Source organism: Methanobrevibacter sp., from assembly GCF_017940815.1.
In the GTDB taxonomy this organism is placed as follows: domain Archaea; phylum Methanobacteriota; class Methanobacteria; order Methanobacteriales; family Methanobacteriaceae; genus Methanocatella.
In genome coordinates this window covers 1-16,043 of sequence record NZ_JAGAXX010000009.1, presented here as the reverse complement: position 1 = coordinate 16,043, position 16,043 = coordinate 1, and the positions used below count along the sequence as shown (strand labels likewise).

Annotated in this window: 20 protein-coding genes; 16 read left to right on the top strand and 4 right to left on the bottom strand. The window is 34.8% G+C overall.

Annotated elements, in window-relative coordinates:
- Nucleotides 1-16: 16 nt before the first annotated feature.
- Complete coding sequence (locus ILA26_RS01110) at nucleotides 17-730, top strand: carboxymuconolactone decarboxylase family protein (protein WP_292893098.1); 714 nt, start codon at nucleotides 17-19, stop codon at nucleotides 728-730.
- A gap of 122 nt (nucleotides 731-852) precedes the next feature.
- On the opposite strand, the gene ILA26_RS01105 is transcribed toward ILA26_RS01110, so the two are convergent.
- Nucleotides 853-1,260: a pyridoxamine 5'-phosphate oxidase family protein gene (locus tag ILA26_RS01105; RefSeq protein ID WP_292893097.1), complete on the bottom strand. Its 408-nt coding sequence runs from the start codon at nucleotides 1,258-1,260 to the stop codon at nucleotides 853-855.
- A 305-nt stretch (nucleotides 1,261-1,565) separates the two neighbouring features.
- On the opposite strand from ILA26_RS01105, the gene modA reads away from it, so the two are divergent.
- The 4 genes from modA to ILA26_RS01085 all read left to right on the top strand — a co-directional run bounded on the left by modA (nucleotide 1,566) and on the right by ILA26_RS01085 (nucleotide 4,482).
- A complete protein-coding gene (gene modA / locus ILA26_RS01100) occupies nucleotides 1,566-2,393 on the top strand; it encodes a molybdate ABC transporter substrate-binding protein (protein ID WP_292893095.1) in 828 nt (275 codons plus the stop codon).
- A 91-nt stretch (nucleotides 2,394-2,484) separates the two neighbouring features.
- Nucleotides 2,485-3,159, top strand: a complete 675-nt coding sequence (gene modB, locus ILA26_RS01095; protein ID WP_292893093.1) for a molybdate ABC transporter permease subunit — start codon at nucleotides 2,485-2,487, stop codon at nucleotides 3,157-3,159.
- Between the two features lie 15 nt (nucleotides 3,160-3,174).
- Nucleotides 3,175-4,209 (top strand): ATP-binding cassette domain-containing protein, encoded by a 1,035-nt coding sequence (locus ILA26_RS01090; protein WP_292893092.1) that lies wholly within the window; start codon nucleotides 3,175-3,177, stop codon nucleotides 4,207-4,209.
- A gap of 132 nt (nucleotides 4,210-4,341) precedes the next feature.
- On the top strand, nucleotides 4,342-4,482 hold the full coding sequence (locus ILA26_RS01085) for a hypothetical protein (RefSeq protein ID WP_292893091.1): 141 nt from the start codon (nucleotides 4,342-4,344) through the stop codon (nucleotides 4,480-4,482).
- Nucleotides 4,483-4,495: 13 nt separating this feature from the next.
- Here ILA26_RS01085 and ILA26_RS01080 read toward each other — a convergent pair whose 3' ends face one another.
- The gene (locus ILA26_RS01080) at nucleotides 4,496-5,086 is read right to left on the bottom strand and encodes a GNAT family N-acetyltransferase (RefSeq protein WP_292893090.1); all 591 of its coding nucleotides are present in this window, start codon (nucleotides 5,084-5,086) and stop codon (nucleotides 4,496-4,498) included.
- A gap of 108 nt (nucleotides 5,087-5,194) precedes the next feature.
- Nucleotides 5,195-5,731: a DNA-3-methyladenine glycosylase I gene (locus ILA26_RS01075; RefSeq protein ID WP_292893089.1), complete on the bottom strand. Its 537-nt coding sequence runs from the start codon at nucleotides 5,729-5,731 to the stop codon at nucleotides 5,195-5,197.
- Nucleotides 5,732-5,867: 136 nt separating this feature from the next.
- On the opposite strand from ILA26_RS01075, the gene ILA26_RS01070 reads away from it, so the two are divergent.
- The 10 genes from ILA26_RS01070 (at nucleotide 5,868) to ILA26_RS01025 (ending at nucleotide 14,896) form a co-directional block, all read left to right on the top strand.
- Nucleotides 5,868-7,010: an aldo/keto reductase gene (locus ILA26_RS01070; RefSeq protein WP_292893088.1), complete on the top strand. Its 1,143-nt coding sequence runs from the start codon at nucleotides 5,868-5,870 to the stop codon at nucleotides 7,008-7,010.
- Between the two features lie 62 nt (nucleotides 7,011-7,072).
- On the top strand, nucleotides 7,073-7,423 hold the full coding sequence (locus ILA26_RS01065) for a nascent polypeptide-associated complex protein (protein WP_292893086.1): 351 nt from the start codon (nucleotides 7,073-7,075) through the stop codon (nucleotides 7,421-7,423).
- A gap of 5 nt (nucleotides 7,424-7,428) precedes the next feature.
- Complete coding sequence (locus ILA26_RS01060; protein WP_292893084.1) at nucleotides 7,429-8,172, top strand: metallophosphoesterase family protein; 744 nt, start codon at nucleotides 7,429-7,431, stop codon at nucleotides 8,170-8,172.
- Nucleotides 8,173-8,239: 67 nt separating this feature from the next.
- Nucleotides 8,240-9,265, top strand: a complete 1,026-nt coding sequence (locus tag ILA26_RS01055; RefSeq protein ID WP_292893082.1) for a Zc3h12a-like ribonuclease — start codon at nucleotides 8,240-8,242, stop codon at nucleotides 9,263-9,265.
- Nucleotides 9,258-10,460 carry a hypothetical protein gene (locus ILA26_RS01050; RefSeq protein WP_292893080.1) on the top strand — a complete coding sequence of 401 codons (1,203 nt, stop codon included), beginning with the start codon at nucleotides 9,258-9,260 and terminating at the stop codon, nucleotides 10,458-10,460. The genes ILA26_RS01055 and ILA26_RS01050 overlap by 8 nt, the downstream gene beginning before the upstream one ends.
- A gap of 23 nt (nucleotides 10,461-10,483) precedes the next feature.
- The gene (locus ILA26_RS01045) at nucleotides 10,484-10,906 is read left to right on the top strand and encodes a hypothetical protein (RefSeq protein WP_292893078.1); all 423 of its coding nucleotides are present in this window, start codon (nucleotides 10,484-10,486) and stop codon (nucleotides 10,904-10,906) included.
- Nucleotides 10,907-10,918: 12 nt separating this feature from the next.
- Nucleotides 10,919-12,142, top strand: a complete 1,224-nt coding sequence (argJ, locus tag ILA26_RS01040; RefSeq protein WP_292893076.1) for a bifunctional ornithine acetyltransferase/N-acetylglutamate synthase — start codon at nucleotides 10,919-10,921, stop codon at nucleotides 12,140-12,142.
- Nucleotides 12,143-12,450: 308 nt separating this feature from the next.
- Nucleotides 12,451-13,053, top strand: coding sequence for a methyltransferase domain-containing protein (locus tag ILA26_RS01035; protein ID WP_292893074.1), 603 nt, complete (start codon nucleotides 12,451-12,453; stop codon nucleotides 13,051-13,053).
- 123 nt (nucleotides 13,054-13,176) lie between these two features.
- A complete protein-coding gene (locus ILA26_RS01030) occupies nucleotides 13,177-13,887 on the top strand; it encodes a 2-C-methyl-D-erythritol 4-phosphate cytidylyltransferase (RefSeq protein WP_292893072.1) in 711 nt (236 codons plus the stop codon).
- Nucleotides 13,871-14,896: a ribitol-5-phosphate dehydrogenase gene (locus ILA26_RS01025; RefSeq protein ID WP_366514869.1), complete on the top strand. Its 1,026-nt coding sequence runs from the start codon at nucleotides 13,871-13,873 to the stop codon at nucleotides 14,894-14,896. The genes ILA26_RS01030 and ILA26_RS01025 overlap by 17 nt, the downstream gene beginning before the upstream one ends.
- Here the strand turns inward: ILA26_RS01025 and ILA26_RS01020 are convergent, their stop codons facing one another.
- Entirely contained in the window at nucleotides 14,897-15,421 is a 525-nt protein-coding gene (locus tag ILA26_RS01020; protein ID WP_292893068.1) for a hypothetical protein, read from the bottom strand. It abuts the gene before it with no gap.
- A gap of 208 nt (nucleotides 15,422-15,629) precedes the next feature.
- Between ILA26_RS01020 and ILA26_RS01015 the strand changes: the two genes are divergently transcribed.
- A complete protein-coding gene (locus ILA26_RS01015) occupies nucleotides 15,630-15,956 on the top strand; it encodes a hypothetical protein (RefSeq protein ID WP_292893066.1) in 327 nt (108 codons plus the stop codon).
- The last annotated feature ends 87 nt before the right edge of the window (nucleotides 15,957-16,043 follow it).

The following is a 16,043-nucleotide window of genomic DNA, read 5'->3' as shown; positions in this document are numbered from 1 at the left end:
AACCAAAGTGATTATTATGAAAGATTTATTTGACAATTTTGAAAGAATTGAAAAGAACGATCCTGAATTTCATGAGATATTTGAAAACTTCGCATATGATGAGGTGCTTGAATACTCTAATTTGGATGAAAAGGAAACCGTTTTGGTGACATTGGCATCATTGATAGCTTGCCAGTCACCGAAGGCCTTCAAGAAGATTTTGCTTTCTTCAATCAATAAATACATAACTCCGGAAGAGGTAAAGGAACTTCTCTACCAGTCAGTGCCTTATGTCGGCTTTGGCCGTGCACACAACTTCTTTGGAGTTGTAATTAAGGTATTTGATAAAAAAGGTATAGATTTACCTTTGGAAGAGAGATCAAACACCACTCCTGAAAACAGACGCCAGAAAGGCCGTGAAATCCAGGACAGATATTTTGGTGTTGAAATGATTGATGCATTGTACGACAATGCCCCAGAAGGCCAAAAGCACTTCAATACATTCCTTGAAGGATACTGTTTCGGTGATTTTTACACCCGTGACGGATTGAATGACCAGCAAAGGGAACTGATAACATTCACATTCATCGCAACACTTGGGGGATGTGAAAATCAGTTGAGGGGCCACACTCAGGCCAATTTGAATGTTGGCAATGATAAGGAAAAACTGGTTTCAGCAATTACAGTCATCTTGCCGTATATCGGTTTTCCAAGGTCATTAAATGCATTGGCTATTGTAAATGAGTTTTAAATATTTAATTGAGATTCCTTAATTGGGATTTCTCTCTTTTTTGTTATTCTTAATCTATTTAAAATGAGTTGTATTGGTTATTTAAATTGGTGATGATTGGTTGGGTCTAATTTAATGTTTAATTAGTATTCAAATTCGTAAGTTTCTTCAACTTCCATCATGTTTCTGATTTCAGCTGTTGCCTTGTCGAGGAAAAAGATTCCCATTTCCCAGCCGTTTTCCTTGTATGCTTCCGCAATGTCTGGCATGAGTTCGAATGCCTTTTCAACTATTTCCTCATTTTTGCTTAAGTCTGCAACTCCATAGTATCTTAGGAAGTGTTCTCCGTCCCATGCTGCAATTTCAACATTTGGGTTTGCTTCCATCTGTTTGTAGACATCCTTGTATGTGCCCACTCCAAAGTAGATTTTGTCGCCATCCAACAGATGGAAACCTAATGGTCTTACTTTTGGTTTGTCGCCGTCAACGGTTGCAAGATAGAATGTTTCAGCTTTTGTGATTATATCGTTTACTTTTTCTATATCTGACATGATAATACCTCTAAATTCTTATTTAATCGTTGTTATATTTAAACATTTTATATGATTTTTCATTAATCTTTTAAAAGTAATATTTAATCGATATGAATGCCTTTACTTCGATATGAAAAAATTTATATATCATTTGTTATATAAATATTAATTGCATTTAAGCCGATTAAATTGAAATTAGAGATTTTCAATGAATGATATGATAAAAATTTATTACACCGAATAGAAAATAAATTCATTTTGTTTCTATCTTAATTTCTGCATTTAATTGTCTGATAGTGTGACTTATTTATAGGAGAATGGTTATGAAATCTATGAAAAAATTATTACTCGTTGCTATTGTATTGGCAGTAGTTGTTGTTAGCATAGGTTCATGTTCCGCTGGTTTTTTTGACTTTTTGAGTGGAGGAAACTCAACTGACACCAGTTTAGATGGACAAGAAGTTAATTTGGCTGCAGCAGCTAGTTTGAAAAATGTTTTTGACGATAAGTTAATCCCAATGTTTGAAAAACAATATCCTGGTGTAAAAGTAACTCCAACTTACGCTTCAAGTGGGGACTTACAAACCCAAATTGAAAACGGTTTAGAAACAGACGTATTCATGTCTGCTGCTAACAAACAGATGAACGCTTTAGTTGACAAAGGCATTATTGATAACTCTACCAACCTTCAATTCTTGGAAAACAAAGTAGTTTTAATCGTACCTGCTGATTCCAACTCCAACATCTCATCATTCGATGACTTGAAAAATGTTGAAGGAAACATCGCTATCGGTGATCCTGAATCCGTACCTGCTGGACAATACGCTAAAGAAGTGTTAAACAACACTGGCATCTGGGATGATGTGGAATCCAAATTATCATTAGGTACTGATGTAACCGCAGTATTAAATCAAGTAGCTCAAGGATCTGCTGAATGTGGTATTGTATATGCAACTGACGCTAAATCCACTGATGACGTTAAAGTGATTTGTGAAGCTCCTGAAGATGCTTTAAAAACTCCAGTTATCTATCCTGTAGCTTCAATTAAAGACACTAATGATACCGATGCTACAAAAGCATTCATGGACTTCTTGCAAACCAAAGAAGCTAAAGATGTCTTCGTAGAATACGGTTTCACTATTCATGAATAGATAATCTATTCATGATTACTTTTTTTTTTTAAATAAATTTTAATATAATATTGTTCAATTCAATAATATAGAATATTGATGGAGATAATGCATGAATGATTGGTCACCTATTTTAATTTCAATGAAAACAGCAAGCCTATCAATTCTCATAACATTCTTTGTGGGCTTGATTGTCGCTTGGGGAATCATTAAGATTAAAAACGACTCAATTAAAATCGTTCTTGACGGTATTTTCACATTGCCGATAGTGTTGCCCCCTACCGTTGTAGGGTTCTTCTTATTGTACATATTTGGTGTTAGAGGACCAATCGGAAAGTTTTTCATAGACTTTTTTGCCACAAAAATCGCTTTTTCATGGTCTGCAACCGTAATCGCTGCGGTAGTAATGTCTTTTCCTTTGATGTACCGTTCAGCCAGAGGGGCGTTCGAGCAGGTGGATTCAAATTTACTCGATGCCGGCCGTACATTGGGAATGTCTGAATGGAAAATTTTCTGGAAGGTGTTGTTTGCCAATGCACTGCCTGGAATCATAAGTGGGGGAATTCTTGCCTATGCTCGTGGTTTGGGTGAATTCGGTGCTACAGCAATGCTTGCAGGTAACATTGCAGGACAGACCAGAACACTTCCTATGGCAGTATATTCAGAAGTGGCTGCTGGAAATATGGGAACTGCATTCGATTATGTAATTGTCATTGTTTTCATATCATTCATAGCTATTTTCATCATGGATTATGTCTCTTTGCGCAAGGAAAAACAGTGGAGATAATAACGAGGAAGGATTATGTCAGGTAAATTATTGAAGGTAGATATCCACAAGAAACTTAAGGAATTCGATTTGGATGTTAATTTTGAATTGAAAAACGGATGCTTGGGCATTCTTGGTCCTTCCGGTTGCGGCAAAAGTATGACATTGAAATCAATTGCAGGAATTGTCGATCCTGACAGTGGGATTGTAAGTTTGGCCACTGGCAAAGAGCATGTCTATTTTGATTCTGACAATAAGGTCAATTTGAAACCCCAAAAGAGAAACGTGGGTTACCTATTTCAAAACTATGCGCTGTTTCCAAACATGACAGTTGAGGAAAATGTGGGCATTGGGCTTCAGAATAACGATGAAAAGGTAGTTTCCGAAATGATCAGGCGTTTTCATCTGGAAGGGTTGGAGAAAAGGTATCCTAGACAATTGTCCGGAGGCCAGCAGCAAAGGGTTGCATTGGCCCGTATCATGGCATACGGTCCGGACGTAATATTGTTGGATGAGCCTTTCAGCGCAATGGATACAGTATTAAAGGAACAATTGCGTAGAGAAATGGCTAATTTCCTTGCCAATTTCAATGGATTTTCCATTCTGGTTACTCATGACCGTGATGAGGCATTCCAGTTCTGCGATGAGCTCATTATTCTTGATAAGGGTAAAATCATTGCAAAGGGAAAAACAGTTGACCTCTTTGAAAATCCAAGAAAAGTGGAAGTTGCAAGGCTTACAGGGTGTAAAAACATCTCTAAAATCGAAATTGTCGACGATTATCATGTCAAATCCTTGGACTGGAACGTGACATTTGAAGTATCTGAAAAGGTTTCATCTGCCATTTCCCATATTGGGATAAGGGCGCATGATTTCTATCCTGCCCAAAAGGATGATGTAAATGCTGTGGCTACGGCTGATTCAACAAAACTGGAAATGCCTTTCGAATGGCAGATATCCCTGGCAAATGGTCTTTTGTGGAAACTGGACAAGCAGATGCGGGAGCATGAGTTTGCGATTCCCGAGTATCTGAAAGTGGATCCTAAAAACATCATATTGTTGGAAGAGTAGTTGGTTAATTTTGGTTTGTAAAATTGCTCTCACTTTGTAAAATTGCTGTTAAACCAAAGAAAAATTATTTAAATGAGAAAAATCTAAATAATCTTGATTGATTAAAGAAATTATTTAGTGAGGTTGTGTTAAATGGCTAAACCAATAGGTGAAACTCCAACTTTATATGGTGCAGATGCTCTTGAAGTTCTTAAAAAGATGAATGAACCTCCAACTGAAGAAGAGATTGAATTCGCTAAAAAAATTAAATCCCAAAGAAACGTACCTTTTTGAGACTTATTTTAATTTATAAATCCAACTCTAAATCTTTCAAATCATAATAAAGATAGAATGTTCGTGTTGGGTCTTGTTTTTTAATTTTATCTATTTTATTCAAAAGTTGTTCATCATTTTTGAGATTATTGAACCGATTATTTGTTACATAAAATGTGTATGCGGATGCATATCCCTCAACTATTACAAACCTGAATCCCACATTATTTTCTGCAATTTTTTTAAGGTTATATAAAACATTTCTTAAAACTTGTGAACCTAACCCATGTCGGGCATATTTTTTGTCAATTGCAAATCTTCCAATTTTAATTGTTGGGATTGTATTGTTTTCAGAAACATTTAGTTTCCCTTTGATTTTCTCTTTTTCAACTTCGTCCCGTAATAATTTAAGTTTCATTGAATCAGTTAACAAGGACACAAAGCCTATTATCTCTCCATCGCAGACTATCAGTTTTATAAGGTTCAATTTCTCATTTTGTTGCTTAAGGGCATCGGTTTTCAGAAAGTCATTCAAGTCATCGGACTCGCATTCAAAATCGCTTAAGTCATGTTCTTCGGTTAATGTTTCAAAAATATAATTATCTTTAATGTATTTAATATCCATAATAATACATTAAATAACTCAATATTTAAAATTGAGTATTTTTAATCATCAATTTTGATTTTAACTTATTAAATTTCAGTTAAACATAAATATTGCATTGTTTTCGACTTAATACTTAAAACAGTTTTCCTGATGGTTGTCGATTATTCCAATTGACTCCAGATATGAGTAGATTATTGTCGGGCCGACAAACTTCATTCCTCTTTTTTTCAAGTCCTTTGAAATATGTTTGGATAAATCTGATTCTGTCAGAAATTCCGCCTTGATGATTTCGCCATCGGTGAATCCCCAGATGTATTCGTCAAAGCTGCCAAATTCTTTCTGAATTTCAATGAATATCTGTGCGTTGTTGATTGCGGAAGCGATTTTTCCCTTGTGGCGGATGATTCCATCATTTAAGCGAAGTTCCTCGATCTTTTCATCATCATAATTTGCCACCTTTTCAATATCAAAGCCATCGAAGGCTTTTCTGAAGTTTTCACGCTTTTTTAATATGGTGATCCATGACAGTCCTGCCTGAAATGATTCCAAAACAAGCATTTCAAAGAGCTCTCTGTCGTCATGTGTCGGAACTCCCCATTCCTCGTCATGATACCTGATGTATATTTCATCGTCTCCTGCCCATGAACATCTTTCACATTTCATGAAAATACTTATCATTGACTTAATTTAAATATATTTTTAATCTATTTTGAATTATATTTGTTAATTCATATTATTGTTGGATTAATGGCAAAGTAATATATTTCATTTAATTTAGTTGATAATAGGAGATAGTATTATGACAGAATTAGGTTTCGGAATGATGAGACTTCCGTTAGTGGACGAAAACGATCAGACAAGCGTTGATATGGAACAGGTAAACAAGATGGTTGATGCATACATGGAAAGCGGATTCAATCATTTTGACACTGCTTACGTTTATCATGAGGGTGTCGGTGAAGCGGCATTCAGAAAATCCGTGGTTGAAAGGTATCCTCGCGAATCCTTTAAGATTTCAACAAAATTGCCTTTATTTATCATCACAGAGGACACACCGCTTGAGCCGATATTCGCTCAACAGCTTGAAAACTGTGGAGTTGACTACTTTGATTATTATCTGTTGCACAATGTGAGCGGTTTTACTGAAAACGCTTGGAAAAACGTTGACTTGTTTTCATTCATCCAAAAGAAAAAAGAGGAAGGATTCATCAAGCACATAGGATTGTCCACTCATGGAAATGCGGAATTCTTGGAGGAACTTCTGTTTGACCCTCCTGAACTGGAGTTTGTATTGCTTCAAATCAACTATCTCGACTGGGAAGATGAAGGAATCGAGTCACGCAAGTGTCTTGAGGTTGCAAGAAAGTATAATGTTCCCGTAATGATTATGGAACCTTTCAAGGGCGGATTTTTGGCAGACGTGCCTGAAGAGGCTGAAAAGCTCATGAAGGAATATGATTCAGACAGGTCAGTGATTTCCTGGGCAATGAGATTTGTGGCCAACCTTGAAGGTGTTAGTGTTGTCTACACCGGTGCAAGCAATATGGAACAGCTTGAAAGCAACATTGAAGAATTCAAGAATGCTGATCCATTAAATGATGAGGAGTTGGAGCTTTTAAGTGAAGTTTCTGAAATCATCAACAGTAACATCACTGTTGACTGTACAAAATGCAGGTATTGTGTCGATTCATGCACAGAAGATATTGACATTGCAAAGGTATTTGACTTATACAACAAGCATAAGCTTTTGGAAAAGGATGATTGGACACAGTTCGGTAACGCTTACTTGAATTATTCAAAGCTTGACGGTGTCGGAATCGCTTCTGATTGCATTGAATGCGAGGCATGCATTGAAGAGTGTCCTCAGCAAATCAACATTCCTGAAGTTCTAAAAGATGTCGCAAAGACATTCGAAACCGAAATATACGGTTTCACCGATTAAGTTAATTTTAATAATAATTAATGCCAAAGTTATAAATAGTTAGATTATTGAAGGTTTTTATTATGATACCTGGTATGAATAAAAAGCAAATGAAACAGATGGAAAGGCAAATGAAGAAAATGGGTATGAAAATGGAAGAGCTCGAAGGAGTTCGTGAAGTCATTATCCGTTTTGACGATAAAGAGTTAATAATCGATGAGCCTAGCGTAAGTTTGATGAATGTGATGGGACAGGAAACTTATCAAGTGGACGGTAAGGCTCGTGAAGTTGAATTAGAATACGAAATTGAAATTCCTGATGAAGATATTGAAATGGTAGCCAACACCGCTGGAGTTTCCGAGGATGAAGCAAGAGCAGCTCTTGAAGAATGTAAAGGCGATTTGGCAGAAGCTATTATGAAATTGAACCAATAGATAACATGACTTTAATTGCACATATTTCTGATTTGCATGTTTCTAAATCAGATTTTGATGAAGAAATGTTCATGACTGCAGTGACTCAAATAAATAATATGCAGCCTGACATGATAATTTTAACTGGAGATCTTACAAATAATGGATATTACACTGAATTTGAACAGGTTAAACGATATTTGGCCATGTTTGAAGCACCATTATTTGCAATTCCTGGAAATCATGATGCTCGTAATCTGGGTTATCAAACTTTTGAAGAGTTAATTGGTGAGAGAAGTTGGAAATTAACTATGGATGACCAGGTTACAGTTATCGGATTGGACAGCAGTTCTCCCGATGAAAGCAAGGGACATGTTGGGACTCCTCAACACATGTGGTTAGAACATCAGTTGGATGAATGTGTAATTAATGATAATTTTTCTATTGTTTCTTTACATCATCATGTTGTTTCCATTCCTCAAACAGGTCGAGAACGTAATGTTTTATCTGATGCAGGAGATATCTTGAAAACTTTAACAACTCATGAAGTTGATTTAGTTTTATCTGGACACAAACATGTTCCAAATATTTGGAGAATAAACAATACTTTGATTGTAAATGCAGGGTCTTTATGTTCCTATAAGCTTAGAGGAAAGAATAAAAACTCTTATAACGTTTATAATATTACAGATGATGAAATTGAAATATATCTGAATGAAGTTAAGGGTGAAAAATTTTTATTTGGAAAATATTCCCGTAACAGAATGTAAATTACATTTAAATATTTAATAAAATAAATATATTATATTGAACTAATTATTATTTTTAGGTGATATTATGAAAGTGGTCGTAGATGCTTCTAATGTGGCGTATCATGTTAAAAATGAAAATGGACAACCTCAAATGTCAAATATTCTTGCTGCTGTTAAAGCATTAGAAGAAAGTGAAGATGAATTTGTAATTATTGCCGATGCATCACTCCGTCATGACATTGATGATAAAGAAAAATTTTTAACATTGTTGGAAAATGAAAATGTAGAAGAAGTTCCAGCAGGTAACGATGCAGATCATTTTATTTTGGATATTGCTACTCGTGAAAGGGCTAAAGTTTTATCAAATGATAAATTCAGAGATTATGCTGCTGAATTTAGAAATATCTCTTCAATGAGAATTCCATTTATTATAGATAATGGCAGACTCACATTTGGAAAGCCAAAAAAACCTAAAAAAGATAAAAACATCCTTCAAAATATCTGTGATGAGATTATCAAAGAATTAAACTTCAAGAAATGGGAAATATATACTGGAAAAGAAGGTTTGGAAATTTCCCCGTTAAACATTGCAAAACAGGCCATTATTCGTATTGACAATGAGAACAATGCCGAATCCAAACTTGAAAATATTTTTGCAAAAATCCCTATGTTTAATAAGATTGTAGAAATGGTTGACGATGTTGAAATCGCCGCTCCATATGTGATTTTTGTATTAGTACATCCTAAAGATTATAAAGTCGCTGTGAAAAATGCAGGTAACATTTCCGTTACTGTTGCTGACAGGTTAGGTCTTGAGAAAAAACCTTTGATTGCAGTGCGTAATGATTTATTTACAAAACCAGGCACTTTTGAATTGAATATCTTATTGGCTGATGAAGTTACTCAGGCAGCCCCATATAACATTTTAGTTCGTGTAAGCGAACATGATGAAGTATTTATCAAAAGAAATTCCAGAAACATTGCAAGTACAATTGCTGGAAGACTTGGATCTTGGAAATTCCCATTTGTTTCTGTAAAACCAGACATGCTTTTAGAAAAACCTGGAGAATTTGAAATAGAACTTGAAAAAGGAGGTAATTTAGATGGCTAATGGTTTAACAAAGTCATTTATTAGACTCACAACAAAACTCAATCCAATTGCTGTTGGAACCAAGTTTTTTCCAACAAATTCTCTTGAAACAGAATATGTAGAATTATTTAATCAAACCCAAACAATTCTATTTGAACTTGAAAAAGCGGAAATAACTTCAGACACTATTTTGGAAAATCTTATTCGTGATGTGGGTGCTGAAAACCTTCCTAAGGACTATACATTTCATGAATTGAAACCTGCTGAAAATAGGATTGAAGAATACGCGTTGGTAAGTAATATTATTATGGGAAGTGACCGTTATTTTTACATTGAACTTCCACAACCTTCACGTTTGATTGATATTTTTGTTAAAATTATCCAATCTGAAAAAGGAGAGATTGTGGAAAAAACAGCTACTGAACTTGTTGCAAAAATGTTAAGTAAAAATGATGCAATCCGTGTAGCCATTGAATTGATAGGTATTGGATTGTCCGAAGGCGTTCAAGTAATATCTGCTGTGGGTATGACTGGTGCAGCTTCAATTGAAAGAGCTATTCATTACACTCAAAGTGTGGGAAGCTTTCCAGGAATTGCATTTACAAAACTCGGTGGGGAATATGCATTAGTATTCGATTCACCGTTTTTACTTAAGGAATCAAGGCCAGTAGATTTGGAAAATTATTTATTTATTGATTTAATCGATTCAACCAAATTCATTAATAAGAATGGTAGGAACCAATTGGTTGATTTAATGAATGGTATTAAAACATTCATCGAAACAGAGTGTGACGGTGAATTGGAAGGATACCGTGAAGGTGGGGACGATTTCATTGCAAGATTCCCATCAAAAGACTTGGCAATACGTGCAGGTCTTGATGCCGCTTGGTTTGCTCTTGATAATGGAGCTAAAATCAGAGCAGGTATTGGAAGAAGCAGAAGAGAAGCAGGTGAAAGGGCTCAAATGGTTGATGATATTGATGCTGCTGCTCCTTTGTCATTAGTTATTTTTGAATTAGCTAATGGGTTATATGCTTACAACATTCCTTCAGAATTTACAAGAACATTAATTAATTTAGTTGAAAACGAAAAACCAAAATTGATTGGAGTATTTGCATTCGTATTTATATTTGCATATCTTTTGTCAATTGTAGGTTTGGGAATGTTTAGTTTTATTGGAGTTATTTTAGCTCTTGTTTATGCATTTGTTGCTTAATTAAATTGTAAAAGAGAAAAACTATGAGACGAAAAAAAGACGATAAGAGAGTTTTAAGATCTGGAAATGGTCGTCAATCAAATTCTAGAAGATTAAAAAGTAATCGTCATTTTATTCCTAGAAGACAAAAAAATAATGTAGGTTATGGGAATCCTGGAAATCCTCGTATTCGTAGAACTAAAAGTAAACGTAGTAAGAAGCTCGTTTTAGTCATGATTATTGCATTATTGGCATTTGTTATAGGTGCGGGAATAGGCATTTCATTAAGTTTTGACAATGGGGATGCTGATGAGGGGCCTCACTATCAAAATGTCACTAAAGACATGACAAGCAATTTAAATGAAACTGAGGATGTTTATTATGACAAAACAACTGATGCTATAGATTATAATGAAAATACAACTTCTCAGTTGCAAACAACTACTGATCAAATAATTAATGAGTAATATTGTGATTATATGAATTTTATTAAAGAAATTGATGGTGGATTTTCAGTAATTGAAAATCTAAAGGTTTCTGGAGCTCGTGAAGGCAAATTTGGCGTAAGTATCATATTGTCTCCCAACAGTAACGCTTCAGCTGTTTTCACTTCAAATAAGGTTGTTGCTGCTCCGGTCAAATATACAAAAAACGTTTTAAAAAAAGGAATAGTTTCCGCTGTTTTTGTAAACAGTGGTAATGCTAACTGTTTTACGGGTGAGCAAGGATTTAAAGATTGTGAAACATTAGTCGAACTCGTTTCTAAAGATTTGAAAATACCTTCTGACGAGATTGCTATTGCTTCAACAGGAGTTATTGGTCGTGAAATGCCTATAGATGTCATTTCAAAAGTGGCATATGAATCCTTGTCCAAATTGGGTAATGGACCTGAAAATTCTCTTGCGGCTGCAAAGTCCATCATGACCACAGACACTTTTCCAAAGGAGTGTGCTGTTGAGGTTACATTGACAAATGGCAAGTCAGTTAAAATTGCAGGAATCACCAAAGGAAGTGGGATGATTGCTCCAAATATGGGTACAATGTTGTCTTTCATTGTAACTGATGCGATAGTCTCCCCTGATGAAATCAACAAAGCATTAAAGAAAGCTGCAAATATCAGTTTCAACATGATAGTTGTTGATGGTGATGAAAGTACTAACGATACATGCCTAATGATGGCTAATGGTGCATCTGGTGTTGAAGTTGTAAACGATGGACAGATGGATCCTAATTTCCGGGAAGCATTGAATTACCTATGTATCGATTTGGCTAAGAAAATGGCTCGTGATGGTGAGGGAGCTACCAAATTCATTGAAGCAAATGTCTGTGGAGCTCGTAATTTAGAAGATGCAAGACTGGCATCCAAAGCGATTATCTCTTCAAGCCTGTTCAAGTCTGCAGTGTTTGGTGGTGACCCTAACTGGGGAAGGATAGTTTCAGCTATCGGTTATTCCGGTTGTGATTTGAATCCTGATATCGTTACAATATCCATTGCGGATGATGTGGATGAGGTTGATCTTGTTAAAAAGGGTGAAATTTTAGCGTTTGAAGACACTCCATATCTTGAAAGGGCTGAAAAAATCATGCAATCCAAGAATGTCATTGTAAATATTGATATGGATTTGGGTGATGGTGAGGCTACTGCGTGGGGTTGCGATTTAACTTATGATTATGTTAAAATTAATGCGGAATACACCACTTAAAGAAAACCTTTAAATATCTTGAAAACAAATATTTTTTTGTTATAGATTTAATTCTAATTTTGTAATGATAAATTTTAAGGAGGGGAAAACATGGCAAAAGTTAAAGGAACTAACAGAAGAACCAGACAAAAAAGAAGTTATACTAAACCTGGTAGTAAAAGAGGAAGAGGAGTAAAACAAACCTGGAAAAAATAATCCTCTTATAACTTTTTTTTATTATTTTAACTATTTTTTGACTGTTATTTACTAATTTTCACATTGACAATAATTAAATACTATTTTTTAAAGATATTATCATAGGTGATAATATGATGATGCCTGAAAATGGACACAGAGCTCATGGATTTTCAAGTGCAAATTTCTTGGATTCAGATGAAATTCTTCAAGAATTGAATTTGAATGGCAATGAGACTTTTATGGATGCAGGATGTGGTGATGGCCATAATGCAATTAAAGTTTTGGAAGATTACAATCATAAGGGAACAGTTTATGCAGTAGATATCTATGATGCTTCTATTGAGGATATGGAAACCTATAAAAAAGAAAACAATGTTGAAAATTTAATCAATATCGAAGCCGACATCACTGAAGGAATTCCTGGTGTTGAAGACGCTTCAATCGATGTTGTTTTATTGGTGAATGTTTTCCATGGATTTAAAGCATCTAGAAAATTGGATGAGGCAGTTTCAGAACTTGGAAGAATTGTTTCAGATGACGGTAAAATTGCAATCATGGACTATAAGGCATGGGATGTTCCTAACGGACCTCCAACCAAGATGAGATCCTCTCCTGAAGATTTGGAAGAATTGTTCTCTAGGCATGGTCTTAAAAAGATTTACTTGAATGAAGAAATTGGTGAGGACATTCCTGAAGGTAAATCTCACTATCTAATCATGTTTAAAAAAAACTAGCTTGTTTTAACTGAGGGAATATTCATATTCCCACTTCTCTTATTTTTGGAAAATAATTATATACTATTTTTTAAAGATTATTATTTAATAATTAACTATATTCAGATTTAAGGAGTAATGAAAATGATTTTTGCAGCAATTTTGGCAGGTGGAATCGGCTCAAGAATGGGTGGGACAGACACTCCCAAGCAATTTCTAACATTGGGAAACAAACCTGTTATTATTCATACTATTGAAAAGTTTGTTATAAATGAAAATATAGATAAGATTATTGTTTTGACACCTAATAATTTCATAAACCATACCAATCACCTGATAAAGGAATACATTGGTGATAATGAGGACATCATTGTTATTGAAGGTGGGCAAACCAGAAATGATACATTAATGAACAGTATCAAATACATTGATGAGAATTTTGGCATTGATGACGATTCAATAATTCTCACTCACGATTCAGTCAGGCCATTTGTAACACATAGGATAATTGAAGACAATATTTACGCTGCAAAAAAATATGGTGCCTGTGACACTGTCATACCTGCAACTGATACAATCGTTGAAAGCGTTAATGGTGAGACTATTGAAAGTATTCCCGTGAGGGATTATTATTACCAAGGCCAAACTCCACAGAGCTTCAATATAAAGAAACTTTTTAATCTAATGAGTAGTTTAACAGAAGCTGAAACTAATATCCTAACTGATGCATGCAAAATATTTACACTTAAGGATGAAGATGTACATCTGGTTAAGGGAGAAGTTACAAATATCAAAATTACTTATCCGTATGACTTGAAATTAGCCAATACAATACTTGATGATAAAAATGATTAACATTGTTTACAGACTTAAATCTCCAAAGTTTTTTGAGGAATCAATTGACGAAATTGAATTGGACGGCGTCATTGTGAGGCCATCCCATCTCTCAATTTGTCAGGCAGACCAAAGGTACTATCAAGGTTCAAGGCCTGCTGAGGTTCTTGAAAAGAAATTGCCTATGGCATTGATTCATGAAGGTATAGGGGAAGTTGTCTTTGACAATTCAGGTGAATTCAAGTCAGGAGATAAAGTCGTAATGATACCAAACACTCCTATGGGGGAGGATGTTTGCAGAGCTAATTACTCATACAACTCCAAGTTTAGGGGAAGCGGATTTGATGGATTCACTTCAGATTTGGTAAAAATGGATTCAGATAGGCTGGTGAAACTGCCTGATGATTTCAACCCTCATGTAAGTGCTTTTATAGAACTCATATCCGTGGCATATCAGGGCATTTCCAAGTTTTCAGAAATTGCAATAACTCCAAAGGATGTTTTGGGAGTTTGGGGAGATGGAAATCTAGGTTTTATCACTGCACTTTTCCTAAAAGAAAAATTCCCTGAGTCTAAGGTGCTTGTGTTTGGAAAACATCTTGATAACCTGAACCTGTTCTCATTTGTTGACGGAACTTATCAGATACATAATGTGCCTGATGATTTGGCAATTGACCATGCATTTGAATGTGTTGGTTCAAGTGCTTCACAATCAGCAATTGATCAAATCATAGATTTAATTAATCCTCAAGGAACAATAAATCTCTTTGGAGTGAGTGAATATCCTATACCGATCAATACTCGTATGGTTTTAGAAAAAGGATTGGCCATTCAGGGAAACAGCAGGTCCGAAAGGGAAGATTTTATTGGAGTTGTTGAAACACTCGAACAAAATCCTCAACTGTTTGAACATCTGGAAAAACTTGTCACCAACATTTGTGTAATCCATTCATTAAATGACCTTAAAGAGGCATTTGACAAGGACTACATTTCACATTTCGGAAAAACTATTTTAAGATGGAATAAATGATTATTCAATCATATTGATTATCTTAATTGATTCCACTCTAAAATATGTTCTGTCTTTTTTATCGCACATTACCGGAAGCAATCTAACGGCCTCGATATCGTCATAGCTTAGGATTTCGTTTCTGCTGATTTTTTCCTTGACTTTATTGAGGATGAACCTGCATGGATCTTCCTGGCTGCAAAATAGTTTTATTGTAAAATCCGCTTCAGATTTTATGGTCTGCTCTTTTACTGTAATTTTAACGTATTTTGGACATATTAAGTAAACTGAAACATGCTTGTGGTGTTTTTCATAAAGGTCTTCTGCAAATTCGATGTATTTTGTTAACTCCTCTTCGTCAAAATCTACAAGTTGGTATTCTAAATTGATAAATTCTCCATCTTCTGTGGCGAAAATGTCTCCTCCTTGGTGAACTCCTCCATCAAGATTTAAATCATGTTGGGGAATGTGGCGTTTAATCTTTCGTGGGTCGTTGAAATCGTTTTTTATCATTTCAGTTTTAATTTTGAATTCTTTCTCATTCATGGTTTAACCTTTAAAAAATTTAATTTGCATTCTTAATATTTCATTTGATGGTTTATAAATTAGTAAGTTATTAATTCAAGCAATATTGATTGGTTAAATCAATTTTTAATGGAGGATTCAATTTTTCAATTTGAACTAATCCTATGGTTTTTCATTGATTTAGAATATTTTTAATAATTGATTTGATAAATTTAGTATTGGTGGTACTTTGGATTATGAAACAATAATTCGTGATAAATTCCCGACATGTGATGTGGAAGTAATTGCTCCAGATTTTTTCGAGATTGGACAGCTGATTGAATACATTACAGATGACATTATTGTATGTAACCCTCATTCAGTCATTGTATACGGTCATATGATAAGATTTCTGGTGAATGTTGGAGAAAGAGGTAAAATCTATTATCTTGAAAACTTTTCAGATGATGATTTGGACTTGATTCATCAGGGACTATTGAAATTCACATGGGGAAGGGATGTCAAGATCAACTTATTCAAAAATTCAAACCCTGATAAGGAAGTGTTAGGCTTATGATAATAAATTTCAATGAAATCAAGGAAGTCAGCGTTCCCCATATGAACGACGGTGACGGAGAAGTAATGGCAAAAATGGAAGTAAATG

Bases quoted from the DNA above. Each gene is read 5' to 3' on its own strand.
- modB (WP_292893093.1), top strand. From the start codon at position 2,485: ATGAATGATTGGTCACCTATTTTAATTTCAATGAAAACAGCAAGCCTA.
- ILA26_RS01075 (WP_292893089.1), bottom strand. From the start codon at position 5,731: ATGAAATGTGAAAGATGTTCATGGGCAGGAGACGATGAAATATACATC.
- ILA26_RS01090 (WP_292893092.1), top strand. From the start codon at position 3,175: ATGTCAGGTAAATTATTGAAGGTAGATATCCACAAGAAACTTAAGGAA.
- ILA26_RS01060 (WP_292893084.1), top strand. From the start codon at position 7,429: ATGACTTTAATTGCACATATTTCTGATTTGCATGTTTCTAAATCAGAT.
- ILA26_RS01080 (WP_292893090.1), bottom strand. From the start codon at position 5,086: ATGGATATTAAATACATTAAAGATAATTATATTTTTGAAACATTAACC.
- ILA26_RS01085 (WP_292893091.1), top strand. From the start codon at position 4,342: ATGGCTAAACCAATAGGTGAAACTCCAACTTTATATGGTGCAGATGCT.
- ILA26_RS01020 (WP_292893068.1), bottom strand. From the start codon at position 15,421: ATGAATGAGAAAGAATTCAAAATTAAAACTGAAATGATAAAAAACGAT.
- ILA26_RS01065 (WP_292893086.1), top strand. From the start codon at position 7,073: ATGATACCTGGTATGAATAAAAAGCAAATGAAACAGATGGAAAGGCAA.
- ILA26_RS01055 (WP_292893082.1), top strand. From the start codon at position 8,240: ATGAAAGTGGTCGTAGATGCTTCTAATGTGGCGTATCATGTTAAAAAT.
- ILA26_RS01045 (WP_292893078.1), top strand. From the start codon at position 10,484: ATGAGACGAAAAAAAGACGATAAGAGAGTTTTAAGATCTGGAAATGGT.
- ILA26_RS01110 (WP_292893098.1), top strand. From the start codon at position 17: ATGAAAGATTTATTTGACAATTTTGAAAGAATTGAAAAGAACGATCCT.
- ILA26_RS01105 (WP_292893097.1), bottom strand. From the start codon at position 1,260: ATGTCAGATATAGAAAAAGTAAACGATATAATCACAAAAGCTGAAACA.
- ILA26_RS01030 (WP_292893072.1), top strand. From the start codon at position 13,177: ATGATTTTTGCAGCAATTTTGGCAGGTGGAATCGGCTCAAGAATGGGT.
- ILA26_RS01025 (WP_366514869.1), top strand. From the start codon at position 13,871: ATGATAAAAATGATTAACATTGTTTACAGACTTAAATCTCCAAAGTTT.
- ILA26_RS01035 (WP_292893074.1), top strand. From the start codon at position 12,451: ATGATGATGCCTGAAAATGGACACAGAGCTCATGGATTTTCAAGTGCA.
- ILA26_RS01050 (WP_292893080.1), top strand. From the start codon at position 9,258: ATGGCTAATGGTTTAACAAAGTCATTTATTAGACTCACAACAAAACTC.
- ILA26_RS01070 (WP_292893088.1), top strand. From the start codon at position 5,868: ATGACAGAATTAGGTTTCGGAATGATGAGACTTCCGTTAGTGGACGAA.
- argJ (WP_292893076.1), top strand. From the start codon at position 10,919: ATGAATTTTATTAAAGAAATTGATGGTGGATTTTCAGTAATTGAAAAT.
- modA (WP_292893095.1), top strand. From the start codon at position 1,566: ATGAAATCTATGAAAAAATTATTACTCGTTGCTATTGTATTGGCAGTA.